Annotated in this window: 27 protein-coding genes and 1 tRNA gene; 15 read left to right on the top strand and 13 right to left on the bottom strand. The window is 65.1% G+C overall.

Annotation, left to right across the window (positions count from 1 at the left end; translation table 11 throughout):
• Nucleotides 1-15 precede the first annotated feature (15 nt).
• Together AB1281_RS17495 and AB1281_RS17490 are read left to right on the top strand one after the other, a co-directional pair.
• Entirely contained in the window at nt 16-1725 is a 1710-nt protein-coding gene (locus AB1281_RS17495) for an ArnT family glycosyltransferase (RefSeq protein WP_014038632.1), read from the top strand.
• Nucleotides 1726-1877: 152 nt separating this feature from the next.
• Nucleotides 1878-3134, top strand: coding sequence for an O-antigen ligase family protein (locus AB1281_RS17490; protein WP_075676084.1), 1257 nt, complete (start codon nt 1878-1880; stop codon nt 3132-3134).
• Nucleotides 3135-3164: 30 nt separating this feature from the next.
• Here the strand turns inward: AB1281_RS17490 and AB1281_RS17485 are convergent, their stop codons facing one another.
• Nucleotides 3165-3971: a glycosyltransferase family 2 protein gene (locus AB1281_RS17485; RefSeq protein ID WP_014038630.1), complete on the bottom strand. Its 807-nt coding sequence runs from the start codon at nt 3969-3971 to the stop codon at nt 3165-3167.
• On the opposite strand from AB1281_RS17485, the gene AB1281_RS17480 reads away from it, so the two are divergent.
• A complete protein-coding gene (locus AB1281_RS17480; RefSeq protein ID WP_430346517.1) occupies nt 3970-5028 on the top strand; it encodes a CDP-glycerol glycerophosphotransferase family protein in 1059 nt (352 codons plus the stop codon). The genes AB1281_RS17485 and AB1281_RS17480 overlap by 2 nt on opposite strands.
• A gap of 125 nt (nt 5029-5153) precedes the next feature.
• On the opposite strand, the gene AB1281_RS17475 is transcribed toward AB1281_RS17480, so the two are convergent.
• From AB1281_RS17475 to AB1281_RS17460, 4 genes are all read right to left on the bottom strand, one after another.
• Nucleotides 5154-6692 carry a PH domain-containing protein gene (locus AB1281_RS17475; RefSeq protein ID WP_430346516.1) on the bottom strand — a complete coding sequence of 513 codons (1539 nt, stop codon included), beginning with the start codon at nt 6690-6692 and terminating at the stop codon, nt 5154-5156.
• Nucleotides 6689-7189: a PH domain-containing protein gene (locus tag AB1281_RS17470; RefSeq protein WP_430346515.1), complete on the bottom strand. Its 501-nt coding sequence runs from the start codon at nt 7187-7189 to the stop codon at nt 6689-6691. Before AB1281_RS17470 ends, AB1281_RS17475 begins: the two co-directional genes overlap by 4 nt.
• Before the next feature lie 75 nt (nt 7190-7264).
• Nucleotides 7265-8401, bottom strand: a complete 1137-nt coding sequence (ribA, locus tag AB1281_RS17465; protein ID WP_164115634.1) for a GTP cyclohydrolase II RibA — start codon at nt 8399-8401, stop codon at nt 7265-7267.
• Between the two features lie 73 nt (nt 8402-8474).
• Nucleotides 8475-9395, bottom strand: a complete 921-nt coding sequence (locus tag AB1281_RS17460) for a lauroyl acyltransferase (protein WP_430346514.1) — start codon at nt 9393-9395, stop codon at nt 8475-8477.
• Between the two features lie 61 nt (nt 9396-9456).
• On the opposite strand from AB1281_RS17460, the gene dtd reads away from it, so the two are divergent.
• From dtd to AB1281_RS17440, 4 genes are all read left to right on the top strand, one after another.
• Nucleotides 9457-9897 (top strand): D-aminoacyl-tRNA deacylase, encoded by a 441-nt coding sequence (dtd, locus tag AB1281_RS17455; RefSeq protein ID WP_075676091.1) that lies wholly within the window; start codon nt 9457-9459, stop codon nt 9895-9897.
• 90 nt (nt 9898-9987) lie between these two features.
• Nucleotides 9988-11841: an RNA polymerase sigma factor RpoD gene (gene rpoD, locus AB1281_RS17450; RefSeq protein WP_032128565.1), complete on the top strand. Its 1854-nt coding sequence runs from the start codon at nt 9988-9990 to the stop codon at nt 11839-11841.
• A 136-nt stretch (nt 11842-11977) separates the two neighbouring features.
• The gene (locus AB1281_RS17445; protein ID WP_430346513.1) at nt 11978-12646 is read left to right on the top strand and encodes a hypothetical protein; all 669 of its coding nucleotides are present in this window, start codon (nt 11978-11980) and stop codon (nt 12644-12646) included.
• Nucleotides 12647-12716: 70 nt separating this feature from the next.
• Nucleotides 12717-12792: transfer RNA gene (locus tag AB1281_RS17440), tRNA-Ile, on the top strand.
• 812 nt (nt 12793-13604) lie between these two features.
• On the opposite strand, the gene AB1281_RS17435 is transcribed toward AB1281_RS17440, so the two are convergent.
• Entirely contained in the window at nt 13605-14507 is a 903-nt protein-coding gene (locus AB1281_RS17435; RefSeq protein ID WP_430346512.1) for a hypothetical protein, read from the bottom strand.
• 809 nt (nt 14508-15316) lie between these two features.
• Here AB1281_RS17435 and AB1281_RS17430 point away from each other — a divergent pair.
• Entirely contained in the window at nt 15317-15877 is a 561-nt protein-coding gene (locus AB1281_RS17430) for an AAA family ATPase (protein ID WP_430346511.1), read from the top strand.
• 145 nt (nt 15878-16022) lie between these two features.
• Here the strand turns inward: AB1281_RS17430 and AB1281_RS17425 are convergent, their stop codons facing one another.
• The 3 genes from AB1281_RS17425 to AB1281_RS17415 form a co-directional block, all read right to left on the bottom strand.
• On the bottom strand, nt 16023-16583 hold the full coding sequence (locus AB1281_RS17425; protein WP_430346510.1) for a fasciclin domain-containing protein: 561 nt from the start codon (nt 16581-16583) through the stop codon (nt 16023-16025).
• A 177-nt stretch (nt 16584-16760) separates the two neighbouring features.
• Complete coding sequence (locus AB1281_RS17420; protein ID WP_430346509.1) at nt 16761-17012, bottom strand: hypothetical protein; 252 nt, start codon at nt 17010-17012, stop codon at nt 16761-16763.
• A 92-nt stretch (nt 17013-17104) separates the two neighbouring features.
• Nucleotides 17105-17350 carry a hypothetical protein gene (locus AB1281_RS17415; RefSeq protein WP_030002866.1) on the bottom strand — a complete coding sequence of 82 codons (246 nt, stop codon included), beginning with the start codon at nt 17348-17350 and terminating at the stop codon, nt 17105-17107.
• Nucleotides 17351-17530: 180 nt separating this feature from the next.
• On the opposite strand from AB1281_RS17415, the gene AB1281_RS17410 reads away from it, so the two are divergent.
• Nucleotides 17531-17962: a BLUF domain-containing protein gene (locus AB1281_RS17410; RefSeq protein WP_430346508.1), complete on the top strand. Its 432-nt coding sequence runs from the start codon at nt 17531-17533 to the stop codon at nt 17960-17962.
• Between the two features lie 319 nt (nt 17963-18281).
• The gene (locus AB1281_RS17405; RefSeq protein WP_430346507.1) at nt 18282-18971 is read left to right on the top strand and encodes a hypothetical protein; all 690 of its coding nucleotides are present in this window, start codon (nt 18282-18284) and stop codon (nt 18969-18971) included.
• Nucleotides 18972-18995: 24 nt separating this feature from the next.
• Here AB1281_RS17405 and AB1281_RS17400 read toward each other — a convergent pair whose 3' ends face one another.
• On the bottom strand, nt 18996-19388 hold the full coding sequence (locus AB1281_RS17400; RefSeq protein WP_430346506.1) for a DoxX family protein: 393 nt from the start codon (nt 19386-19388) through the stop codon (nt 18996-18998).
• 118 nt (nt 19389-19506) lie between these two features.
• On the opposite strand from AB1281_RS17400, the gene AB1281_RS17395 reads away from it, so the two are divergent.
• Nucleotides 19507-19926, top strand: a complete 420-nt coding sequence (locus tag AB1281_RS17395) for an H-NS family nucleoid-associated regulatory protein (protein ID WP_014038614.1) — start codon at nt 19507-19509, stop codon at nt 19924-19926.
• A 49-nt stretch (nt 19927-19975) separates the two neighbouring features.
• Entirely contained in the window at nt 19976-20383 is a 408-nt protein-coding gene (locus tag AB1281_RS17390; protein ID WP_430346505.1) for a hypothetical protein, read from the top strand.
• Nucleotides 20384-20405: 22 nt separating this feature from the next.
• Here AB1281_RS17390 and AB1281_RS17385 read toward each other — a convergent pair whose 3' ends face one another.
• Complete coding sequence (locus AB1281_RS17385) at nt 20406-21047, bottom strand: glutathione S-transferase family protein (protein ID WP_430346504.1); 642 nt, start codon at nt 21045-21047, stop codon at nt 20406-20408.
• Nucleotides 21048-21133: 86 nt separating this feature from the next.
• Here AB1281_RS17385 and AB1281_RS17380 point away from each other — a divergent pair, with 86 nt between their 5' ends.
• On the top strand, nt 21134-21472 hold the full coding sequence (locus AB1281_RS17380; protein ID WP_430346503.1) for a hypothetical protein: 339 nt from the start codon (nt 21134-21136) through the stop codon (nt 21470-21472).
• A gap of 8 nt (nt 21473-21480) precedes the next feature.
• Here the strand turns inward: AB1281_RS17380 and AB1281_RS17375 are convergent, their stop codons facing one another.
• Nucleotides 21481-22284, bottom strand: a complete 804-nt coding sequence (locus AB1281_RS17375) for an AraC family transcriptional regulator (RefSeq protein WP_164115715.1) — start codon at nt 22282-22284, stop codon at nt 21481-21483.
• Between the two features lie 7 nt (nt 22285-22291).
• Here AB1281_RS17375 and AB1281_RS17370 point away from each other — a divergent pair, with 7 nt between their 5' ends.
• Both AB1281_RS17370 and AB1281_RS17365 read left to right on the top strand, forming a co-directional pair.
• Nucleotides 22292-23242, top strand: coding sequence for a DMT family transporter (locus tag AB1281_RS17370; protein ID WP_430346502.1), 951 nt, complete (start codon nt 22292-22294; stop codon nt 23240-23242).
• Nucleotides 23243-23655: 413 nt separating this feature from the next.
• On the top strand, nt 23656-24108 hold the full coding sequence (locus tag AB1281_RS17365; RefSeq protein ID WP_430346501.1) for a PA2169 family four-helix-bundle protein: 453 nt from the start codon (nt 23656-23658) through the stop codon (nt 24106-24108).
• Between the two features lie 91 nt (nt 24109-24199).
• Here the strand turns inward: AB1281_RS17365 and AB1281_RS17360 are convergent, their stop codons facing one another.
• A complete protein-coding gene (locus tag AB1281_RS17360; RefSeq protein ID WP_075676156.1) occupies nt 24200-24871 on the bottom strand; it encodes a response regulator transcription factor in 672 nt (223 codons plus the stop codon).
• Nucleotides 24872-24956: the final 85 nt, after the last annotated feature.

Raw genomic sequence — 24956 nt, 5'->3', positions numbered from 1 at the left:
GACGTTCCGAGTCCCATGCTGAAATCCCGCGCGTCGCGCGAGACGTGGTTGTTCGTGGTGATGGCCCTGCTGGTGCTGGGGGCCGGGCTGGGCCTTCGTGATCCGTGGCCGTCGGACGAACCGCGCTTCGCGCTGGTGGCCAAGCAGATGTTCGACAGCGGCCACTGGCTGTTCCCGCACCGCGGGACCGAGCTGTACTCGGACAAGCCGCCGATGCTGATGTGGTGGCAGGCCACGCTGTACAGCCTGATCGGGCAGTGGCGCGTGGCCTTCCTGCTGCCGTCGCTGCTGGCGGCACTGGGCACGCTGTGGTGCGTGGTCGACCTGGGCCGGCGCCTGTGGACGCGGCGGGTGGGGCTGTATGCCGGCTGGGCGCTGCTGTTCGCGCTGCAGTTCACCTTCCAGGCGAAGAAGGCGCAGATCGATCCGCTGCTGCTGCTGTTCATCACCCTGGCCAACTACGGCCTGCTGCGCCACCTGCTGCTGGGGCCTGCCTGGCGCTGGTGGTGGCTGGGCTGGTTCTTCGCCGGCATCGGCGTGATCACCAAGGGCGTGGGCATGCTGGCGCTGCTGATGATCGTGCCCGCGGCAATCGCCGCGGCGCTGCAGTGGCCACGGGTGGGCCTGCACGCGCGCGACGCACGCTTCTGGCTGGCGCCGCTGGCCTTCCTGCTGGCGGTGTCGTTGTGGCTGGCGCCGATGCTGCTGGCCGGCTTTGCCACCGGCTCGGACGAGTACCGCGCCTACATGGACGACATCCTGTTCCAGCAGACGGCGCGACGCTACACCCATTCCTGGGACCACCACCAGCCCGCCTGGTACTTCCTGGCGACGATGCCGCTGATGTGGATCCCGGCGTTCCTGGCCCTGCCCTGGGCGATTCCAGCCTGGCGCCGCCGGCTGCAACGCCGCGACCCGCGCTATCTGCTGCCGCTGGCCTGGTGGCTGATGGTGGTGCTGTTCTTCTCGATTCCCGCTGGCAAGCGCGACGTCTACATCCTGCCGGCGCTGCCGATGTTCTGCCTGGTGCTGGCACCGCTGTTGCCAGGGTTGCTGAAGCGGCGCGATGTGCAGGCCGTGGTGGGGCTGTTCACCGGCCTGCTGTCACTGGGCCTGGCAGTGGCTGGCGCGATGGCGGTGCTGGGCGACCCGGCCTTCGAGCTGCGCCTGACCCACAGCCGCGGGCTCGCCCCCGGGGCCGTCGACGCGCTGGCGTGGACGATCCTGGCGATGGGCTTGTGGGGCGGATTGAGCCTGCTGGCCTGCGGCCGTCGCCGGCAGCTTGCGCTGGTGTCGACCCTGGCGATGGTCTGGGTGCTGTACAGCCTGGTCGGCTACCCGCTGCTGAACGATTCCAGTTCCGCCCGTGGCCTGATGCGCACGGTCGGTACCCGTCTGGGCCCCGATGCCGAGCTGGGGCTGGTGGCCTGGAAGGAGCAGCATCTGCTGCTGGCCGACCGTCCCGCGGCGACCTTCGGTTTCGAGACTGACTGGGACGAGCAGCTGGTGGCGGCCACGCGCTGGCAGCGGCTGGCGCCCGGACGCCGTTGGCTGCTGGTCCACGAGTACGCGATGCTGTCGTGCGTCGACCGCAACCGCTCTGAACTGGCCGGCGTGGCCAACCGGCGGCGCTGGTGGCTGGTGCCGGCGGCGGCGGTGACGGTGCCCTGCGTGGTCACTGCCGAGGAGCGGGAACGTGAACGGCGTTTGCAGGAACATGACTAGCCAGCACGATTTCCGCTTGTCCAGTCTGCCCAAGCGCGCCCAAAGGCAGTAAAACAGCAGGCTGGGACGGCCCCCGTTGGCCCGTCCCGTTCTTCCAGCAGATTGCAGCGATACTTCCCGACGTGCCAGCTTCACCGGACAACCTGAACCCCATGGCCGGCGACCCGCTGGGCGTTCCCGTCGGTGGGCGCCACGGGGTCGCGCATGCGCTGGCCCAGCTGGGCCTGTTCTGCCTGCCGGCACTGGTGCTGACCGTGCCGATCAACCTGTTGCCGTACGGTCTCCTGCTGCTGCTCAGCACCCTGCTGGCGCCGGAGCTGCTGTGGCGCGCGCGCGGCATGGCCGGCCAGCCGGTGAAAGTGCTGGCCTGGCTGATGCTGGCGGTGCTGGCGCTCGGCGTATTGTCGGTGGTGCTGTTCGAACAGGGCCTGCGTGACGTCGACAACCGTTCGCGGTTCGTGGTGATCCCATGGATCGCGCTGTGGGTCTGCGCGCTGCGTCCCAACCTGCGGTGGCTCTGGTACGGGTCTTTGGCCGGCCTGCTCGCCACCTTTGCGATGTCGCTGTGGCAGGTGCTGGGCGGCGCCCCGCGCGCGGAGCTGTTCACCAACGCCATCGTGCTGGCCGACATCGTGATGGTGTTGATGGTCCTGCTGGTGTTCTGTCGCCCATCGCGGCGCTGGTCGCTGGTGATCCTGGGCATGGCCGCCGGCTGCGGCACCATCGTGCTGACCGGCAGCCGCGGTGTGTTCGCCGCCTTGCTGGCGCTGCTGGTGGTGCTGGCGCTGAGCCTGCGCTGGCGCACCGGTGCGGCGCGCCTGTCGGTGCTGGCCGGCATGCTGGCGATTGGTGCGACGCTGCTGCTGTCGGTACCGGAGCTGCGCCACCAGGTCCGCCTGAGCGAGCTGCACAGCGACGTGCAGCGGATGGAGCTGGGCGACAGTGATTCTTCCGCCGGTGCCCGCGTCGAACGCCTGCAGGTGGCCTGGCAGACCTTCCTCGATCATCCGCTGGTGGGTGTTGGCATCGGTCATTTCGACAGTGCGATGCAGCGCGTGCCGGTCTGCCGGGAGAACCCGGAAGAATTGCGCTGCCACCTGGGGCATGCGCACAACGACGTGGCCGAATGGGCGGCGACCCAGGGCGTACCGGGCCTGCTGCTGTTGCTGGCGGTGTATGGCATCCCGCTGTGGTTGTTCGTGCGCCTGCATCGCCGCAGTGGACGGGCGACCTTCCGGGGGCCGGCCGCAGCCGGCGTCATGCTGGTGATCACCTACGCGCTGTGCGGGCTGACCCAATCGATGTTCGCGCACCAGATGACGGCCAGTTTCTACGTGACCCTGGTCGGCCTGCTGACCGGCCTGTCGATCGTCGAAGGCGCGCGCCACCGGGCGATCACCGGGTCGTGATGCCGCGTCGCGCCGGGCAGGGCCCGGCGATCAGGGGTTCGGTGGGTCGGCCACGGCCTGGCCGTTGCCCAGCATCCACAGCATGATGGTCTTCTGGCGCACGTAGTTGGCGCGCACATAGGCGTAGACCAGGCCGTGCCAGCCGTCGCGGAAGCCGCCACGGAACACGAAGCCGCGCCAGAACCGCCAGGCCGGGGCCAGCACCAGCTTGCCCAGCGTGGCCCGCTTGCCGCGTGCGAACTCGTGCTCGGCCATCATCCGCGCGTACTTCTCGGTCTTGGCCAGCTGCTGCTGCAGGGAGCGGTAGGGATAGTGGACCAGGTCACCGCGCAGGGTGCCGACACTGCCGTCGACGCTGGCCGCCTCGTGGATCTCGCGCTTGCCGCGCCAGCCGCCGCGGCGGCGGTCGAACAGGCGCATCACCCGGTCCGGGTAGGCATTGCCATGGCGCAGGAACTTGCCGAAGTACTCCGACAGGCGCGCGAAGCGATAGCCGGCATGGCCGGCGAAGCCACCGTCGCGGGCCTGTTCGATGGCCGCGCGCAGTTCCGGGCTGATCCGCTCATCGGCATCCAGGCACAGCACCCAGTCGTGGCGGGCCTGCTCGACGCAGTAGGCCTTCTGGCTGCGGAAACCATCGAACGCGCGCTGCAGCACGCGGGCGCCTGCAGCCTCGGCGATGGCCACGGTGGCATCGGTGGAGTACGAGTCCACGACGATGATCTCGTCGCAGAAGGCCAGCGATGCCAGGCAGTCGCCGATGCGGCCGGCCTCGTTGAACGCGATAATGCAGGCCGAGATGCGAGGCCGTTCGATGGGAGCGGTCGTGGAGGACATGATGGCCGGGTACCTGTTGTTTGCGACGGAGCGCTATGCGCTGCCTATTCTCGCCCCGTTGGTGCAGGCCTTGCACGCCTCCGGGCAGGAGGTGGCGGCCTGGTTCGAGGACGGCGCGGCCGGCAGCAGCCTGCCGGGCGTGCCCAACATCGGCCTGAAACAGGCCCTGGCGATGCGGCCGCGTGCCGTGTTCAGCGCCGCCAACTGGGTGCCGACCTTCCTGTCCGGCGCCAAGGTGCAGCTGTTCCATGGCTTCAACGTGGAGAAGCGGGACAGTGCGCGCGGCCACTTCCGGGTGCGCGGCATGTTCGACCTGTACTGCACGCAGGGGCCGGCCACCACCGGGCCGTTCCGTGAGATCGCCGCCCTGCAGGGCCACTTCGCGGTGGCCGAGACCGGCTGGCCGAAGCTGGACCCGTTGTTCCGCGACGACGGTGGCGAGAGCGCCGCGTTGCGCGCAGCGGCGGGCGGGCGTCCGGTGATCCTGTTCGGTTCGACCTTCACCGAGCGCCTGAGTGCAGCGCCACACCTGCATGCGCAGATCGCCGCCGACATCGCCGAGGGCAACCGCTACTGGCTGCTGACCCTGCACCCGAAGTGCCCACCGGAACTGTTCGAGCGCTACCGCGCGCTGGCCGGTGCCAATGCCCGCTTCATCGAGCCGGAGCAGGTGATGGCCGCGCAACGCGCCGCCGATGTGCTGGTGTCGGACACTTCGTCGATCGTTTCGGAGTTCATCGTCCAGCACAAGCCGGTGGTGACCTTCCGCAACCGCGTGCCCAAGCCGCACATGATCGACTTCGACGACCCGGCGCAGCTGCCGGCGATGCTGCAGCGTGCGCTGCATCCGGACGCTGCGCTGCAGGCGGAGATCGTGCGCTACGCCGACGCCATCCATCCATACCGCGATGGCCTGTCCAGCGAGCGGGTGATCGCGGCCACCGAGGATTTCCTGTCCGGTGAAATGGGTGTGTTGCGGCGCAAGCCATTCGGCAGCTGGGTGCGCGACATGCAGATCCGCAAGGACCTGGGGTACTGGGGCCCGTCGCAGCGCTGATCGGGTTGATGTGGATCCACGCCATGCGTGGATGCACGGCCCCGCTCGCGGTAGTGCCGGCCGCTGGCCGGCAACCTCGGGAATGTCTGCGGCTGCCGGCCAGCGGCCGGCACTACCTGTAATGCTTACCAGCGCAGCTTGCGCCGTGCCAGCGCCGCCGCCAGCTGCTCCATCACGTGTTGCGCCTGCGCCCGCGGCAGGTAGTGCAGGGTCAACGCCACATCACCGTGTGCACCCGCGGTATCCAGCTGCAGGCTGCTGGTGCCGAGCAGCTTGTCCAGCGGTGAACGCTGCAGGCGCAGGCCCTGCACCTTGTCCAGTTCGGCCCAGCGCCACCATCGCTTCCACCAGCCGCCGCGCACGGCCACGTAGTGGTCATCCAGGTACCAGCCCATGCGCGCCATCTGCCGATGTGCCACCAGCAGCGCCACCGGCAGCCAGGCCAGCACGACCAGCCCCCATGATCCCCAGCGCCAGTACGCGGCTGCTGCCAGCAACGGCACCAGCACCAGCGCGCCCAGGCACAGCCGCCACCAGCCACGCTGCGGAATGGACTGCCATCGCGCCGGCGGCCACTGCAGTTGTGGCAGCAGGTGCTGCACCAGCTGCGTGCAGCGCTCCTGGGTTGCCAGCGGCGCCAGCTCGCGCAGGGCGCGGTCCTCATCGCGCGAAGGGCCGCCGGCTGCGCTGTCGATCCGCAGCTGGCGCAGCCCGAACCAGCGATGCAGGGTGCTTTCGCGCAGCGTCCAGGCCTGGATGCGGCGACGCGCCACACTGCTGCGGGTGCGGCTGAGCAGGCCGGCCGACACGGTCAAGCGGCGATCCTGCTCGCTGAGCGTGAAGCCGTGATAGCGCAGCAGGGTCAGCACCACCGACAGCGCTCGCAGCGCCAGCCAGCCCAGCAGCAGTGCGGCAGCCAGCAGCAGGAAGGCGCCGGCCACGCCGGGATGCAGGTGGCTGGCATAGCCGAAGGCTTCCTGGCCGCCACGCTGGATGGCAGCGTCCATCACCGGCCGCGGCACGGTCTGGAACAGCACACCGAAGGCGGCGATCGCCAGTGCCCAACCGCGGTTGGAGAGCAGGCCCATGCGCACCACGTCCCAGCTCGACAGGCGCAACAGCACCTGTTCGGCGTCGGCCCCGGTGAGCGAGGGGGCGGCGACAGTGTCAGCGGCCTGCGGTGCCTGCCCACGCTGGCGCACCAGTCGTTCCAGCGCCAGCGCCTGGTCCAGCTTCAGCACGCGCATCTCCGCTTCCGGGCGCACGCCGCCGGCCGATTCCAGGCGCAGTTCGGCCACGCCGAACAGACGGTGCAGCGGGTTCTGCCGCACTTCCACGTTGTGGATGCGGGCGAACGGGATCTCGCGGCGGTTGCGCGCCAGCAGCCCGCTGCGCACGGTGATCGCATCGCTGCCGATGCGGTAGCGGTAGCTGAGGTACTGCAGAACCGAGACCAGCACCAGCGCGGCAATCGCAGACAGCGGAATCAGCTGCGCCCACATCGGGTCGCGGTCGCCGCGCTGGCCGAACACCAGCAGCGCGACCAGCGGCAGGAAGTAGTGGCGCAGCTGCATCAGCAGCACGAACAACCACGACCACGGGTGCAGGCGATGGTCCTCGCCACCGGCAGGCAGCGATGTGGGCAGGGGTGGCGGCAGGCTCACAGGGCGTCGGCGTCCTGGTCGAGCTGATGGGACAGGGTGTCACGCAGGCGCTCGGCGTCGGCCTCGTCCAGGCCGCTTACGGTCACTGCGCTCATGCGGGTCCCGGCGGTGTGCACGATCAGCGTGGCCAGGCCGGCACGGCGTTCCAGCGGGCCGCGACGCAGGTCCAGGTGCTGCACACGCGAAATGGGGATGCGCGTTTCCAGCTGCCACATCAGGTCGCGGCGCAGGCCCAGGCCCTGGGCATCCAGCCGCCAGCGGGTGCGGGTCAAGCGCCGGCGGCCGAGCCAGGCGCCGAAGACGATGCCGATCAGCAGCCCAAGGGCGGCCGTCCACAGGCCGCCGGGCAGATCGAAGAACCACGCGGCCGCGGCCAACGGAAGGCCCGGCACGAACAGGCCGCCGAAGGCGCCTTCCAGTGCAGCGAGGCGGGCAGAGCGTTGCGGCAGCGACTGCCAGGCATCGGTGGGCGGGGAGGGCAGGGGGACGTCGGTCACGCGGGCTCCGTCAGGCGGCAGGGCGGGCGATGGCGGCCGAGACCGCACCGCGCAGACGGTAGCAGGTCGGCTGCGTTACTGGGCAGCCTGGATCAGCGCATCCACATCCAGCATGTGGCCTGCACGATCGGCCTTGGTGCGCAGGTAATGCTCGTTCTCGGCGGTGATCTCGCCGGTGACCGGAATGCAGTCCAGCACCTCGATGCCAGCATTGCGCAGTCGCTGCGCCTTGGTCGGGTTGTTGCTGAGCAGGGCGACGCGCGAAATGCCCAGGCCATGCAGCATCGCCACCGCGCTGCCGTAGCGGCGCTCGTCGGCACCGAAGCCCAGCTGTGCATCGGCATCGATGGTGTCCAGACCGTCGTGCTGGTAGCCGTAGGCGCGCATCTTGGCGGCGATGCCGGTGCCGCGGCCTTCCTGGTCCAGGTACAGCAGCACACCGCCGCCCAGTTCCTTCAGCTTGCGCAGGCCGCGCCGCAGCTGGTCGCCGCAGTCGCACTTGAGTGAGCCGAACAGGTCGCCGGTCAGGCACGAGGAGTGCACGCGCACAGGCACCACCGCCGACAGGTCCGGTTCGCCGACGATGATCGCGACCTGGTCGCGCTGGGCCACGCCGCCGCGGAACACCGCGAAGGTGGTCATGCCGACGTCGCGCAGCGGCACCGGCGAGCGCGCCACCAGTTCGTAGTCGTGGGCGGCGTGGGCCGCGCCCTCGGCCAGATCGCAAAGCGCCACTTCGGCAGCGCCATTGAAGGTGCTGTCATCTGCATCCAGGCGCACGGCCACCATTGCCGGCAGCAGCAGGCCCAGGCGGGCCAGCTCCACCGCGCCGGCATCGAAGGCGTCACCAGCGCTCCAGCCGTCCGGCATCGGGCCGGGCTCGCGCAGGTAGCCCAGCGAGGGCAGGGCATCGAAGGCGACACCGGCCAGCGGCAGGCGCGCGCCTTCCGGGGCCTCCACGCCGAGCACGCGGGCGCGGGTGGCGGTCAGGAACAGGTAGTGGCGTTCGCGCGCGGCAGCGGCGAAGGCAGCGAAGCTGCTGGCGGTGGCGCTGTCCAGGGCGATCACCGCCAGGCGCTGGCCCTGGCCATCGTGGAGCAGCACCGGGCGGCCGGCACGCAGTTCGGCCACCGCGCGTTCGCAGCGGATCGCGGCGGGATCGCCGAACAGGGAAGAGGCAGCAGGCATGGCAGGACCGGGGGAGGCGGACATCGCAGTCTCTATGGGGGCGCCGGCGTCGTATTCAACGTGGTGCGGCCGCCGGTCGCAGGTGACCGGACAGCCGTCAGTGCGGATGCTCTTCGGTCGCGTACGGGTCTTCCTCGCCGCTGCCCGGTGGCCGCAGCGTATAGCGCTTGTAGGTCCACTGGTACTGCGTCGGGTCGCGGCGGGCGATGCGCTCGATGCCAGCATTGAGCGCGGTGGCCGCCACCTGCGGGTCCGGATCAGCAACAGTCGGGTCGGTCGGCTCGATGTGCAGGGCGAATTCCATGTCCGGCCCGATGCGCTCGCACCAGCCGTACAGCACGGTGGCGCCGGTACGCTCGGCCAGCCGGTTGACCAGGGTCATGGTCAGCGCCTGCACGCCGAAGAACGGCACGAACACGCCATCGCCGGCCTTGGGCTGCTGGTCGGGCAGGATGCCGGTGGCGCCGCCGTCCTTGAGTACCTTGAACAACTGGCGCACGGCCGGACCCTCGGCGCGCACCTGCTGCACGTTCTGGCCGCCCCGCACCAGCTGCAGGAAGGCATCGCTGGCCTCGTCTTCCGGTGGCTTGTAGACGATGGCGATCTGCCCGCGCGAGGCCAGCCACTGGTTCAGCAGCTCCCAGTTGCCGAAGTGCGGCGCGGCCACGATCACGCCCTTGCCGCTGGCCAGGGCCGCGTCGTACAGGGCTTCGCCGTGGCGCTGCTTCAGGTGCAGGCGAAGGTTGTCGGCCGGTTGCTGGCTCCACAGGCGTAGGGTCTCGATGGCCTGCAGCGCGGTGGAGCGCAGCAGTTCGCGGTGCAGGCGGTCGCGTGCAGGACCGTCCAGCTCCGGGTAGGCCAGTTCGAGGTTACGCCGGGTGACGCGGCTCTCACGAGCGTTGAGACGGACCCACGTCCACGCCAGGGCGTGCGCGAACCCCCGCAGCAGCGGCCAGGGCAGGCGGGCGAACAGGGTGGTGGCGCGGTAGACCAGCCGGGCTTTGCGTTGCGGATTCATCGGCGCCAGTTTAGCCAAGGGCGCTGCTATCGTGGCCGGCCCCGTTCATTGGAAGCCCACGATGCTCGTCCTGATCCAGCGTGTCAGCCAGGCCGCCGTCCATGTCGATGATGAAGCGGTGGGCCAGATCGGCCCCGGCCTGCTGGCCCTGGTCGGCATGGAACCGGGCGATACCGAGGCCCAGCTGCAGCGGATGGCCGAGCGCCTGCTGGGCTACCGGGTGTTCGCCGACGAGGCCGGAAAGATGAACCGGTCGCTGCGCGACACCGGCGGCGGCCTGCTGCTGGTCAGCCAGTTCACCCTGGCGGCCGATACCCGTTCGGGCATGCGGCCCAGCTTCACCAGCGCCGCGCCGCCGGACGAGGCTGAACGCGGGTTCAATCGATTTGTCGACATCTGCCGTGAAAATCACGCGCCAGGGGTGGAAACGGGCCGGTTTGGTGCCCATATGGTCGTCAGCCTGGTCAATGACGGTCCCGTGACCTTCCTTCTCAGGCCCTGAGCCTGCGGGACCACCGCCCGGCAGGCAGGGCCCCGGGCTGGTATAATGCTACGTTCCCTATTTCTCCCTAGCCGGTGGCGCGAGCACTACATGGCCAACGAACGTCCTGCCCAATCCGAAATCAAGCAACTGATCAGCAAGGGCCTGGAACAGGGCTACCTGACCTACGCCGAAGTCAATGACCATCTGCCGGACGACATGGTCGACCCGGAACAGATCGAAGACATCATCGGCATGATCAACGGCATGGGCATCGATGTCCATGAAGTTGCGCCGGATGTGGAAACCCTGCTTCTCAACGACGGCAACACCGGTAACCGCGAAGTCGATGACACCGCGGCCGAAGAAGCCGCCGCCGCGCTGAGCGCGCTCGACACCGAAGGTGGCCGTACCACCGACCCGGTGCGCATGTACATGCGCGAAATGGGCACCGTCGAGCTGCTGACCCGCGAAGGCGAAATCGCTATCGCCAAGCGCATCGAGGAAGGCCTTTCGCAGGTCCAGGCCGCCCTCGGCCAGTTCCCGGTTTCGGTCGAGTCGCTGCTGACCGATTACGAAGCCCACAAGGAAGGCAAGAAGCGCCTGGCCGAAGTGATCGTCGGCTTCAACGACCTGGCCGACGAAGTGCCTGCGCCGGCCGCTGCCGCGTCCGATGACAGCGACGATGCCGACGCCGAAGGCGACGAGGACGAGGACGATGATGTCGAGGGTGGCGAGGAAGAAGCCGCACCGACCGGTCCGGATCCGGAGGAAGTCGCTGCGCGCATGCAGGCGCTGAGCGATGCCTTCAATGCCTTCAAGAAGGCGGCGACCAAGGGCGACAAGAAGAACCTGCCGCGCCTGCGCGAAGAGATGTCGGCGGTGTTCGTCACCCTGAAGCTGCCGCTGCCGCTGACCGACGTGCTGACCAAGCAGCTGCGCGACACCATGGCGTCGATCAAGGCCCATGAGCGCCGCGTGCTGAACCTGGCGACCGTTACCGCCCGCATGCCGCGCAAGGACTTCATCCGCTCCTGGGAAGGCAACCAGACCAACCTGGAGTGGGTGGAAGACGCACTGAAGCGCAAGCAGAAGTGGTCTTCGGCCCTGCGCGAAGTGAAGGACCAGATCATCGCCGAACAGCAGGCGACGATCGACATCGAGAAGCTGACCCAGCTGGACCTGGAGGAGCTGAAGGAAATCAGCCGTGCCATGGCCTACGGTGAAGCCAAGGCGCGCAAGGCCAAGAAGGAAATGGTCGAGGCCAACCTGCGCCTGGTGATCTCGATCGCCAAGAAGTACACCAACCGTGGCCTGCAGTTCCTCGACCTGATCCAGGAAGGCAACATCGGCCTGATGAAGGCCGTGGACAAGTTCGAGTACCGCCGCGGTTACAAGTTCTCGACCTACGCCACCTGGTGGATCCGCCAGGCGATCACCCGCTCGATCGCCGACCAGGCGCGCACCATCCGTATTCCGGTGCACATGATCGAGACGATCAACAAGTTGAACCGCATTTCCCGCCAGATGCTCCAGCAGTACGGCCGCGAGGCTACGCCGGAGGAGCTGGCCAAGGAAATGGACATGCCGGAAGACAAGATCCGCAAGGTGATGAAGATCGCCAAGGAGCCGATCTCGATGGAAACCCCGATCGGCGACGACGAGGATTCCCATCTGGGCGACTTCATCGAGGACACCAACGTGGAGTCCCCGATCGAGAACACCACCAACATCAACCTGTCTGAAACCGTGCGCGACGTGCTGGCTGGCCTCACCCCGAGGGAAGCCAAGGTGCTGCGCATGCGCTTCGGCATCGACATGAACACCGACCACACGCTGGAAGAAGTCGGCAAGCAGTTCGACGTGACCCGCGAGCGCATCCGCCAGATCGAAGCGAAGGCCCTGCGCAAGCTGCGTCACCCGAGCCGCTCGGAGCAGCTGCGCAGCTTCCTGGATATCGATTGACGCGTATCCGCTGCACATGAAGCACCTGACAGACCCCGCGCAAGCGGGGTTTGTTTTTTTCTGCCTGCGATCATCCGCGTTGCAGGCGACGGGATAGGATACGTGTCCTGTTTTCGCCCTGGTCAATGGAATGCCGATGAAACTGCCGATCCTGCTGCTCTCGCTGTCACCGCTGGTTGCCTGGGCGGATACTCCGCAACCACCACCATGCAATGCCGAGAGTTTCTTCAGCAGCCAGTTCGACTATGCCGTGGGCCGCGTGGTCGATGCCGGGCAGGTGCTGCTGCTGGGCGAGGCAGAAGGCTGCCTGGACGAGGAGCGGGATGGGTGCCGCAGTGGCGAGGAGATGGAGCCGGGCACCGGCCTGGTGATCGGTGACCGCTGGAACAGCTACTACTGCGTGAAAGCACGTCCGCCGAGCAAGGAAGTGGTGGGCTGGGCGCCGGAGTCGCGCGTGATGAAAACCAGCAGCTACGTCGAGACCAGCCTGACCGACTGGGTCGCCCATTGGGAACGCAGCGACGGAAATGCCATCGACATCGCAGCCAAGGGGGACGCATTCGAGTTGAGCGTGCCCGGTAGCGACGAGGGGGCGGCGCCGCGGGTTCTGGGCCATGCTGCACCAGGGGAGGATGAGGACGTGCTGCATCTAGATCAGGGGCGCTGCACGACGCGAGTACTGCTGCGCGGCACCGACCTGGTGGTGGCCGACAACGGGCAGTGCGACGAGCGCGAACGCAGCCTGCGCGGGGAATACTACAACCGTGCGCCGTTGGAGCGGTTGATGCAGCGCCTGGGGCAATAGTGGCGTGAGGGCCCGGGGTGGCGCGCAGTGGAAACCCGATGGCGGCCTCACTACACTGTGAGGCTGCGCAGGGCCTATAGCTCAACGGTTAGAGCAGGGGACTCATAATCCCTTGGTTCCAGGTTCGAATCCTGGTGGGCCCACCAACTCATCCAATGGCTTACATCATTTCAAAGGCACCGCTATGCGGTGCCTTTTGCGTTCGATGTCTATGCGGTGTCTACATTTCAGTTGGTACCGATGCCGGTGCCTGGGAAGGGTCATTCGTTGCGCATCCTCTGCTGCACATCCGGGGCGCCTCGATGCGGAATCCGGTCGTCGCGCTTCCACTACTTCTCGCTGTTGCAGGATGAATGGTGATGTTCATGCAAGCGGGAGGTGCTGTTCCCGCTTGCATGACCTGTTCTGCGCTTCCAATGCTACTTCGGGCGAATAGGAGTAATCGGTTTGATCGTTACCTTTCCGCTGCCGCTGCCTCCGCAGTTGCCGTGGCAGCCTCCACCCAGACTGGCTCCGCCCGTGCCACCACTACCTCCTCCGCTGCCGCCGCCAGCGCCGCCGCGACTGGAGGGCGGACGCGTGATGGGCTCCTGGTTGGTTCCATTCCAGTCATTGCTGTCTGTCAACTCGTAGGTGGCGCAGTGCGTCGCGTTGCAGACGATGACTTTGGAGCCTGCCTGAATTGAGAATTCGAATCCCCCCTTTCTCTGCTCGTTTGTTACATCTCTATATCTATTCAGGAATGCCTTCGTGGCGTTGTCTGGAATTCGAGCCTGCAACTGACACGTACTACAGTTGACTGGGCCAAAGACGGTGGGGGCAGGATCAAAGGGCCAAATCGCATAAGCCATGGGGAGGGCTGCAATTGCGACGACCAGGGGAGTTGCAATCAACCATTTCTTCGAAATCATTGCTTTCATCGTGTGCCATGTTGGGTGAGCAGGAAATTTCTGTTGGATTACAAGCAGCAGGATCTGTATATAGCCTCAGACATTTCGTTGGATCGCTCTATCTGGTTGGGCTGTAACAGTTTGGAGAGCCTCGCAATGGACGCCGCCGATTGGCTGTTGGGTTGCGCGCGCTGATATGCGAGCCAGTATGCAAGGCTCTTTTCGGGGGATTTATCGGCAATGATCCCTCGGTCATGGATGTCAGCAAGGGCTTCAATCGAGTCAACGCTTCCCAGGGATACCGACTCATTAAGATAATCAATCGCATCCCTTCGATAATTGGTTATTCGCTCCGGATCCTTGAGTGCCTCAGTCAAGTCGCCAATGATGGCTTTCGGGTCCTTGGCGAAAATCAGTCTCGCTTCGACCGATCCTTGGGCGGCAGCAAGAGAGAGCCAATTCTCATCTCCGAGTTCCGTTCGCCCTATCAGCCCTTGGCACTGGTCAATCTCCTGTTCGATTTTCCTTGAGTACTGCTCCCCCAGGCCCACTGATGCGTAGGCCTTGTACTCATCGGCATCACCTGAGTTAAGCGCCCGCTTGCAACTGGCAATGCGGTTGTGGATCTCATAGCTCGACCGGGCATCGCCCGTCCGTGCAGCCGCGATGCGCCTGTCAATGTATTCCGATGCATCGCCTTCGTAGTGAGGTGCTTCGATCTTGAGCAGAAATGCCTTGCCACCCAAAGCTACTTTTGATTCGATGGATTGGGGTGGAGAACGCAAGGATTGATGAATGCTTGATTCAGATGCGACATCCGTTGGCGAAGTGCTTTTTTCACTGCGAGGAGCCTCATCTCCTTTGCTTCCTGTGACATCGGATGGCCTGCAGGCCAACCAGGAAATGGTTGCGACTGCGCCGATGACGACCATTCCATATACGAGACTTCTACTCATCTTCACCTGATTCATTTCCCTTGTCGTGGCAGAGGATTGCGATGGACTGGACCTCGGGCCGTGGTGATAACAGATTTTGGCGCTGATCCCCTGCCTCTCGATTCCCGGGGTTTCATATTGCGGGTTGATATTCACTGTCAACCAGAAATTTGTTGTGGCTGGCTACACTTGCTTCTTGCGTGTTCTCAGTCACGCATCACTGGACGTAAAGCGACAAATGCCCTTCTTCAGGAGGCAAGCGCATGAGTGGCAAAATGGCCATTCCGTGCCGCAGTAGCAATTGGCTTCGTTCGCTCGTTCGCCCGCCGGCGGCCGCCGCAGTTGCGATCTCATCGCGAAGGTTTCACCCTTCCTCCTGGTGCGGCCGCGACGCGATCGCGTTGGCCGTTGGCCTTGGTGTATCTGTAGCGGAACTTCAGCCCACCACGGGCGAGCTTCCGCACATCCGGGCAGCCCACACCATGCGACGCTGGATCCGAGGCCCATTTGACGATCGGCAAGGTGGCCAGTCCGTTCTCTCTGAGCATTCCCTTCATTGCGCCCATTGGCGACCGCTCGACACCTTTGGTCAGCGGAAGGAGGTGGACAATGATGAGCGAAGATGGTCGCGCGGCCTTGGAAAATTAGCCGCTTGGTTTACAGTCGGAACGTCTGTGGTGACGCGCGGAAGCCCTGTAGAATCCTCAAAATGCTTTGGTTCCAGGTTCCAATCCTGGTGCGACCAAAAAGGGAGGCACTAGGGCTTCGGTCTCAGTGCCTTTTTTGTGCCGCCGGCAGAATTCACGTGGGGCAGAAGCGCATGGCTGCCCGCGGTGTAGTCGAACATGATCGTCGATAACGCCATGAGGAATGGCTCAACCACTATGGCAAAGATTCGCCTGGTCGAAGGGCCCGTCGGTGCGGGCAAATCCACGTTTGTTGCCGAGCTGCGAAGTCTGCACACGGCGGCAGGATTCATTCTGGACGCGTGGTTCGTACGGCTGTACAGCCCGGACCGTCCCGCCGCCAACCTGATGGAATGGTATGCCGCAAGGAAGGCGCGTTGCATGGCGCAGATATGGATCACAGCCTGCGAAGTGCTCGATACGGGTCGCGACGTTGTACTCGAGCTGGGTCTGGTGGAGAGAGCCAGCCGCGAGAGCTTCTACGCGCAGGTCAGGGAGGCAGGCCACGATCTGGCCGTGTATCTCCTGGATGCCCCACGTGACGTTCGTCGTGATCGCGTCCGCCAGCGCAATCGGGAGAAAGGCCCAACGTTTTCCATGGATGTGCCGGATGCCTTCTTTGAGCTGGCGAGCGATCATTGGGAGCCCATGGACCAGACCGAGTGCGAGATCTACGACGTCCAGGTAATCACCTGGAATCCAGGGTCTGCTTCTGACTGACACGGGATACCAAGGACGCTGCACGCTCCTGGTGCATGAGGTGGCGCGTCATCTGCCCCGCAACCGCGATTCTGGTTCAAGCGGGGTGGCAACAGCGGCAGCCGCTATGCGACTGCCGCTCATGTGGAGGTCCTGCTGCATGCAACTACTTCGGCATCAACACGGTGTCGATCACGTGGATCACGCCATTGGACTGGCTGACGTCGGCAATGCTGATTCCCGCCTTGCCGCCCTTGGCATCGATGACCCACAGCTTGCCATCGTGCAGAGCGACGGTGAGGGATTCACCTTCAACGGTCTTCAGCATGGCCTTGCCGCCGTGCTTTCTGGCATCGGCCATCAGCTGCGCGGAACTGTAGTTGCCCGGCACCACGTGGTAGGTCAGGATTTTGGTCAGTTGTGCCTTGTTTTCAGGCTTCACCAGCGTATCGACCGTGCCGGCAGGCAGCTTGTTGAAGGCCGCATTGGTGGGCGCGAAAACGGTGAAGGGGCCGGCTCCATTGAGCGTATCGACCAGGCCTGCGGCCTTGACCGCCGCGACCAGGGTCGTGTGGTCCTTGGAGTTGATGGCGTTCTGGACGATGGTCCTGGTGGGATACATCTCCGCTCCGCCGACCATCACGGTGTTGGCGGCGAAGCTGGCTGAAGTGGCTGAAACGAGTACGGCGAAGCTTACGGTGGCGGCTATCCGCTGAAGAGCTTTCACGGCGCGTTCCTCTGTGGGATGCCCGCAAGGCGCGGGCATCCTACATACGCGCTGGCGCGGCCCTTGGATGCAGGGAGATGCATCGGGATGCTCCTTGGCCTGACGTTGCGGCGCGTTGTAAAAGCCGAGTGAACGACTGCTCCTGCCGGCGGTTACGCAGTACGAACTGCGCGTCAATCAGCGTCGCGGATGGCGGATGTCGGATGCGCAGCCAGAAAGGCGCGCGTTGCTGATGGCTTGGCGGACACCACAGGTGCGGCATGAGAGCACGGTTCCACCGGCGACGTGTTCCATCTCATGCTCGCCCCAGATGCTCGTGGATCCGCACGCGGTGCAGGTGGCGACGATCTGCAGTGCGCGGGCCAGCGTGCCCTGCTCTCCAGCCGTGTAGGTGAGATCGGTGATCTGAAAAATGCCGGTATGACTCATGGGAATGCCGGGATGGTGCCTGTTGACGAACGATAGAGCGAACCAGGTATCGGTCGTGTTGGTGCCGCGTTGATGGATGGTTGAAGTGCAGGCTATTCGTCGTTGCGTCGGTTGAGCTCTTCAAGCCGTGCGCGGCTGACTGACTGGTGATTGCCGCAGGTGGGGCAGCTGAGGGCCGCCGCACCGTCGAGATCGACCAGGCCATGGTTGGGAATGGCCCTGAACTGCCAGGAACACTTGATGCAGGAGCAATCGATCCGGGTGACCTGCAGCAGGGTGCCGTCTGCCCGCGTCACTCCCTCGACGCTGATTACGTAGAACTGTCCGATGTCACGCATGAAGATGAACGAAACCCCTGAATCCGTAGGGCGCCCATCATGCTGTTTTAAGGGCCATCTGGGACAAAGGTAGTTTGATCGAATTCTGAAGAGTTAAGAATTCGAGTGACGGTGCGGACTTGTTCCCGGTGCTAGGGTATGAATAGGTGCCGTCCCGGCACATCCTTCAAGGCAGAAGCCATGCCCCTTCGGGCTGTTGTTTACGCAAGTCAGGTTGCTGCGGATCTCTCCGCGGAAGGTTTGGAGTCGTTGGTAGCAGATGCCGCCAGGTTCAACAGGATGGCCGGGGTTACCGGTGTCCTGCTGCACGACGGCGATCGATTCGTGCAGTACTTCGAAGGGCCTGATGACGGCGTTGCGCGTGTCTACGAACGTGTGATGCAGTCGACGAGTCACACCGACATCGTTGAGCTGGCGCGAGGTCGCGTGTCTTCGCGGCAGTTTCCCTATTGGGCGATGCATCGGCTACCGGCAGATCAACTGCTGGTGGGGAAGCTGGCGAGGGCGGATTGGTCGCGCTTCAAGAAGAGCGGGCCAGACGACATCGTCGGGTCGATGTGGGGAATCGACGTGCTGGCCGTTGCAGTAGCGCCGTATGTTGAAGCTGCGTAGGGACTGACCTGGTTCCAGAAATGGGAGGGCCCACATTGCAGTTGGGCAAGTAGTCCAACGTCGCCCGAGTGAGAGTTGGGATTCCACGACTGAGTGCCTTCTAGAAGGCGTTCCAGGGCATTGTCCGCATGTCCCTGTCCACATGCCGGGATTTTTTCCGTACCCGGCGGCGTGCAAGGAGTGAATACCGACCGCGCGGGTGCGTGGTTGACGGGATGGTGTCGATCCGTCGCCAGCATGCTCGTGTCACCGCGCGGGGTCGTGGACCACAGGTATGCTGGGCGTGCAGATGTTGATTCCGATCCCGACAGGAGACCGCATGATGCGCAGTACTTGTACGTTCTTCGTTCTGGCTGCATTGCAATGCATTCCGGCATTCGCGTCCGACACTGGCGAATCACCCAGGCGCCCGTCTGTTGAAACCCTGCAACGCCTGATTGTCGACAAGGCACCGAAGACGCGCGTGCAGACACCGGACCATGAGCGGATCACTGCACGGCGCATCGACATCGTCGATGACACGGGCGTGATCCGCATGACGCTGTCCGGCAAGACGCCGGCGCCGATCATCGATGGCCTGCAGTACAAGCGCGCCTTCAACGTGGCCGGCATGGTGCTGTATGACGATAAGGGCAGCGAGCGCGGTGGTTTCGGTACTGCCGATGTTGACGGTGGGATGGCGGTGCTGGCACTGGATCATCCGGCGATGGATGCGATCGGCTGGCGGGTATCACCGGACGGCGCGGTGAGCTTTTCGATCAATCAGGCGCCGAAGCTGATCCGCGAGCCTGCACTGGGTAACAAGCTGATTCCCGGCGTACAGGCACCGACCCGGATCGGCCTGGTGGTCGGCTCTGACGGTACGCCGGCCATCGCGTTGAATGACAAGGCCGACCGTACGCGGTTGCGGCTGACCGTCACTACGGAAGGTTATGGTGCGATCGAGTTTCTGGATGCGCAGGGCAAGGTGATCCACACGCTGGCGCCAGAGGCCGAACTTCGCCGCTAGCGCGTGCACAGTACGGATCGAGGCTTACCCGCGCCGACCGCGCCCATCAATGCTGTAGCGCCCAGCCCCGGTACAGGCCAGCAGCAGGAACCCACCGGCCAGCCCCAGGTTCTTCAGGAACATGATCTGCTGGGTCTGATCGGCGAGGTTGTGGTGGAAGATGAAAGCCGTGACCAGGCTGAAACCCACCAGCACGACCGACACCAGCCGGGTCTGGAAGCCCAGCAGGATGCACAGGCCACTGCCGATCTCGAAGGCGATGGTCGGCCACAGCAGGATGCCGGGCACGCCCATCGCTTCCATGTAGGTCTGGGTGCCACTGAGATCGCCGAGCTTGCCCAGCCCGGACACCAGGAACAGCGCCATCAGCAGCACGCGTGCAAGCAGGTAGGCGAGCGAATGCGATGAGGTGCTCACAGGGATGTCCTCGGGGATGGCCGACGAAGGCGATCGGAGCCCACCGGCAGTGAAGCCCGTGTCTACGCCGGGGGCAGGCCGCCTTGACAGGCGCCGCGCGGCAGTAGACCTTTCCAGCATGACGATCGATATTGAATCGCTCAGCCTGCGGGAGCTGGGCGCCTTGGTGGTTGCCGCTGAACAGCGGAAGCAGCTGATTTCCAACCGCCGTCCTGCCAGCGCGGTGCGGCGGATGCTGAAGGCCGCCGCGGCCGAAGCGGGGTATACCCTCGAAGAGCTGTTCGGTGGAGAGGCCATCGAAGCGGACGCACCCAGCCGGAAACCGGCACGGCGCAGAACCGGGAAAGTAGCCGCCAAATACCGTGATCCGGAGTACAAGCGACTGACCTGGTCCGGCCGCGGGCGCATGCCGCGTTGGCTGGCCTCCAAGGTCCAGAAGGGCCACAAGGTCACCGACTTCCTGATTCCCGGCCTGGCCCGGCCCACGGCGCGCAAGAGCAGTCCGATCGGCAAGCGCACGGTCTTCAAGAAGGATTGAGCCTGCCACGCTGCTACCCTGCCGGGGTCTTTGAACGAAGGAGCGCGGGATGGCACACGATGGCAGCATGATGGTCTCGCCCAGAGTCCTCTACATCGCGGCAGGCGCTGCGGTGCTGGTCAGCGTGCTGGCCTGGGCGGTGGAATGGAGCGGCATGGCCTACGTCTGCCCGTACTGCCGCGTGCAGCGCACGGTCATCGGCGTGCTGGGTCTGCTGACGCTGTTCGCACGCCCGGGCGGTCTCATCGTGCCCTGGTTGTCGTACACCGCAGGTGGCTTCGCGTTCGTGGTCGCGGCGATGCAGCACTTCAACGGCTGGAAGCGCATTTCCGCCGGCGACTTCAGCTTCAACACACAGTGGTACATCGATCCGTGGTTGCTGTCAGGTTGCGCGATGCTGATCCTGGTGGCACAGCTGATGCTGGTGCAGGCCGCCTGCCGGCGCGGTCTGCGCTGATGCCTGCCCACGGGGCGTGGCGTCAGGCGTTCTGGAACACCGCCAGCTGCGCGGCGAAGGCGCGCTGGTAGGCAGGCCGCTGTGTCGCCTGGTTCATATAGGCGACCACGCGTGGATACGCGTCGAGCAGGCCACTGCTCTTCAGGCGCAGCAGTACCGAGACCATCATCAGGTCGCCCACGCTGAACTCGCCGTCCAGCCATTCCGCCTTGGCCAGCCACGTTGACAGTTGCGCCAGCCGCGTCCGGACCCGCTCATCGAGCATCGGCAGCCGTTGCGCGTACCACGGCTGCTCGCGCTCCAGCACCCAGGCCATGGAGCGTTCGACGATGGGGGGCTCTACCGTGTTCAGTGCAGCGAACAGCCACATGATCGCGCGCATGCGGGCGTCCGGGTCGCTGGGCAGCAGGCCGCGATGCTGTTCAGCCAGATGCAGGACGATGGCGCCGGATTCGAACAGGGTCCGGTCGCCCTCCTGCCAGGTGGGAATCTGCCCGAACGGATTCCGTGCCAGGTGCGCGGGCTGCTTCAGCTCGGCGAAGCTGAGCAGTTGCACGTCATAGGCTACGGCCAGTTCCTCCAGCGCCCAGCGCACGCGCATGTCGCGGGCCAGGCCCTGGCCGCGGTCGGGGGAAGTCGCGAAGGCGGTGAGGATCGGGGGCATTGGAGCGCTCCTGCAGGCCGGAGGGCCTGCTTTTCCTGTTCCGACGAACAACGGGGCGGGAATTCGACACTCGAGTCTGTGCCCGTGTGCAGGTCACGCCTACAATTGCCAGCTTCCTTCACCGGCAGGATGCCATGCGCGGTCATTCTCGTTTACCACCCTTCTGGATGCTGGCCTCGGCGCAACTGCTGATCGCGGTGATCCTGGCCTCATCGTGGTTCTACGTGAATGCGAAGGCTGTCCTGGCGGGTCCGCCGAACCCCGATCAGTACGTGAACACCTGGGACTTTCAGATGACGGTGTTCCTGTTCTACTGGCTACCCGCATTGCTTCTTTTCATGGGCATTCTGCTGGGCATCGAACGGTTGGCGCTGGCGCCTCGGTATGCACGCCAGAAGGCTGCTGCCAAGCAGGATGCCAACTGATGCCACCTCTACCCGGCCCGATGCTGCTTTCGGTACTGATCGGGCGTGCACTGCGCGTGCCGCTTGAACATTTCGGCAAACGCGCTGACGCCTGAGTAGCCCAGCTCCTCGGCGATGCGGCCGATCGGCTTGCGTGTGCACAGCGCCTCGGTGGCGCGCACGAACTTCACCCGCCCACGCCAGTCGCCGAGTGACATGCCCAGTTCACTGCGCGCCATGCGCTCAAGCTTGCGCACGCTCATGTGATGCCGCTGCGCGATCTCGGCCACGGATTCGGCCGTGGACAGGTGTTTCTCCACGTATGCCATCACCTGCTTCAACGCATCGCTGCTGGCGATCGGAAGGAAGCTGGGCAGCACGTCGGCGTTGACGATCTGGTCGATGACTACGGCCGCCATGCGGCGTTGCGCTGGTGATTGCGGATCGGTCACGCCCTGGCGCGCCAGCTCGTGCAGCAGTTCACGCAGCAGCGGGCTGACTTCCAGTGCACGGCAGCGATCGGGCAACCGGCGTGACAAGGCCGGCGACAGGTAGGCCGATCGATAGGCCAGCACCGAGCGGTTGCGCGAGTAGTGGGCCACGCCAGGCGGAATCCAGAGCGCATAGTGCGGCGGGGACACCATCCACTCGCCCTCGATCTTCATTTCCATTACGCCCTGCGCAACGAAGTTGAATTGTCCCCACGGATGGCTGTGCGTGCCCCAGTCGGTGGGTTCCATCGCACCCTGCCGGAAGTAGATCGGGCCGGGCAGCTGGCGGAAGGTGGGGATGGGCTCCATCGGTTGCCGCAAGCCCGGGTCGGAGTGGCGCATTTTCAGGATGTCCTTGATATGCGCCAAGCGTACGCTGGCCGTTCCCCTGCGTACACCTGCCGTCGTGAACTATCTCTTCCCGATCCTCGCCTGCCTGCTGTGGGGCGCCAACACCATTGTCACCAAGCTCGCCTCCGGCTCGGTCGGCCCCATCGACATCGGCTTCTTCCGCTGGCTGGTGGCCGCGATCATCCTGCTGCCCTTCGCGTGGCCACGGCTGCGCGGCCATTTGCCGATCGTGCGCGCCAATCTGGGGCGCCTCCTGGTGCTGGGCTGCCTGGGCGGGGTGATGTACCAGTGCCTGGCGTACTATGCGGCGCACTTCACCTCGGCCACCAACATGGGCGTGATCCAGGCGCTGATTCCGTTGATCGCGCTGGCGCTGTCACGCCTGTTCATGGGCCATCCGGTGCGTGGCACCGCCATCGTCGGTGCGGTGGTCTCCACGGTCGGTGTGGTGGCGGTGGTATCGCAGGGCGATCTGGCGCGGCTGGCCGCGCACGGCCTGAACCGCGGTGATGCGATCATGCTGGTCGGTGCGTTGGCATTTGCCGCCTACAACGTGCTGATGCAACGTTGGAAGATTCCGCTGTCGGTGCTGGAGTCGCTGTTCCTGCAGGCCATGGCGGCGTCGCTGATCCTGCTGCCAGTGCAGCTGCTGGTCGGCACCGGGGTGAACAACCTGACCGCGGTGGGCTGTATCGGTTTCGCTGCGGTGTGTGCGTCGATCCTTGCGCCCCTGACCTGGATGACCGGTCTTTCGCGGTTGGGCGCGGCGCGTGTTTCGGGCTTCTTCAACCTGGTGCCGATCGTGACGGCCGCACTGGCGGTGCTGCTGCTGGGCGAGTCACTCAGTGGATGGGTGCTGGGTGGCGGCCTGCTGGCGGTGTCGGGTGTGGTATTTGCCGAGTTCAGCGCCAGGCGCGCGACGGTGGTGCGCGAGGCCGAACCGGCCTGATGTCCCAGCATGTTCTGCACGAGGTGTGCACCTCGCGTCGACGTTCTCCCATGTCGTTGCGCTTCAGTCTGGCAGTTCCCTTCCCCGTCTGCACAGGAGGCCACCGATGAATACGCCTGGAAAGCCGAAACCCACCTGGAAGCAATGGCATGTGCTGTTGGCGATCCTGGTAATTGCGCTGGTGATCACCCTGATCATCGTCATCGCACCGTGGTGACCGGTGCATCGCACGCTCAGATTCCGTGAAGGCCGACGATGCTCGAAATGAAGAAGTCAGCACGTGTTCCGCATGGTGAGGCGTGCATCAATTCGTACTCACCTGGTTGGCACACGTGATTGCCCACAGTGGGGTCGAAGGCAATGCAGATGCACTGCCATTCTCCACTGACTTTCGAGCACACAGGAGCGACGCCATGAGCACCCAGTCCACCATCGAACATCGCCTCAACGACCTGATCGAAATCGCCCGCGATGGCAAGTCCTTCTATGAAGAAGCCGCCACCAAGGTCAAGGATGCCGAGCTGTCGGCATTGTTCACCCGCATTGCTGGCGTCAAGGGCCGCATCGTGGCGGCGCTGAGCGGCTCGGTGGCCGCCAGCGGTGGCAAGCCGGCCGAACATGGCACCGTGGTTGGTTCGATGCAGCAGTTCTACGGCAAGGTGCGTGCAGCCTTTGGTGATACCAACTATGGCTATGTGGCCGAGCTGGAAGAATCCGAAGACCGCCTGCTGGGCGCGTTCAAGGACGTGCTGAAGGACAACGAGCTGCCGCCCGCCGTGCGCCAGGAAGTGACCCAGCTGCTGACGGAAGTGCAGGAGTGCCACAACGTCATGCGGGCGCGCAAGCATGCGATGAAGGCCGCCTGATCGCATCAGCTGGCCCGATCAGCAGGATTCGCAGCCGGGGTGGTCTGCCGCCCCGGCTGTTTCATTTCCGGCGCGTGCCGATAGCCTGGGATCAGGCCGCGTCGTCGTTCAGCATGTAGCCCAGTCCACGCTTCGACTCGATGCTGACACTGGCCGAGCGCAGAGCACGGCGCAGGCGTGATACGTGCGGATCCAACACCGCGGTGCCGCCGTCGGCGCCGGCCAGGTGCACGGCAGCACTCAGCACTTCATGCCGGACGATCCGGCCTTGGCGGGCGCAGAGGGCTTCCAGCAGCAGGAGCTGGCTGCGCGGCAGGCTCAGGGGCGCACCGCCTACCAACGCCATGCGGTTGGAAAAATCGAACGTGAAATTGCCGATTCTCAGGATGTGGCCGGCATCAGCATCGAGGCGGCGGGTAATCGCGCGCAGTCGCGCGGCCAGCTCGTCGAACTCGAACGGCGTGGGCAGGTAGTCATCGGCGCCGGCATCCAGGCATGCGATGCAGTCGGCAGCGTGGTTGTGGCGCCCCAACAGCAGAATGGGCAGCCAGGTACGCAAGCCGCGCGCGATCTGCACCAGCTTCAGTGAATCGCCTTCGGGCAGCCAGCGGTCGAGAATGAGGGCGCGGTACTCCACAGCCTGTACTGCGGCCTTGGCCAGCGACCAGGTTGCCACAAGGTCCACCAGCATGTTGCGGCTCTGCAATACGTTGCGAAGCGCCTGTGCAAGTTCGGCGTCGTCCATGGCCACGAGGATGCGCATGCTGCGTCTTTTCCTGATTGCTGGATCCGGCGGGCGTGCAGGCGCACTGCGTAGCGTCCGTCATGGTGGTGAGGTCGCAGTGGGG

This window comes from Stenotrophomonas sp. NRRL B-14846 (assembly GCF_050473585.1).
In the GTDB taxonomy this organism is placed as follows: Bacteria; Pseudomonadota; Gammaproteobacteria; order Xanthomonadales; family Xanthomonadaceae; genus Stenotrophomonas.
This window is presented reverse-complemented; position numbering and strand designations above follow the sequence as displayed.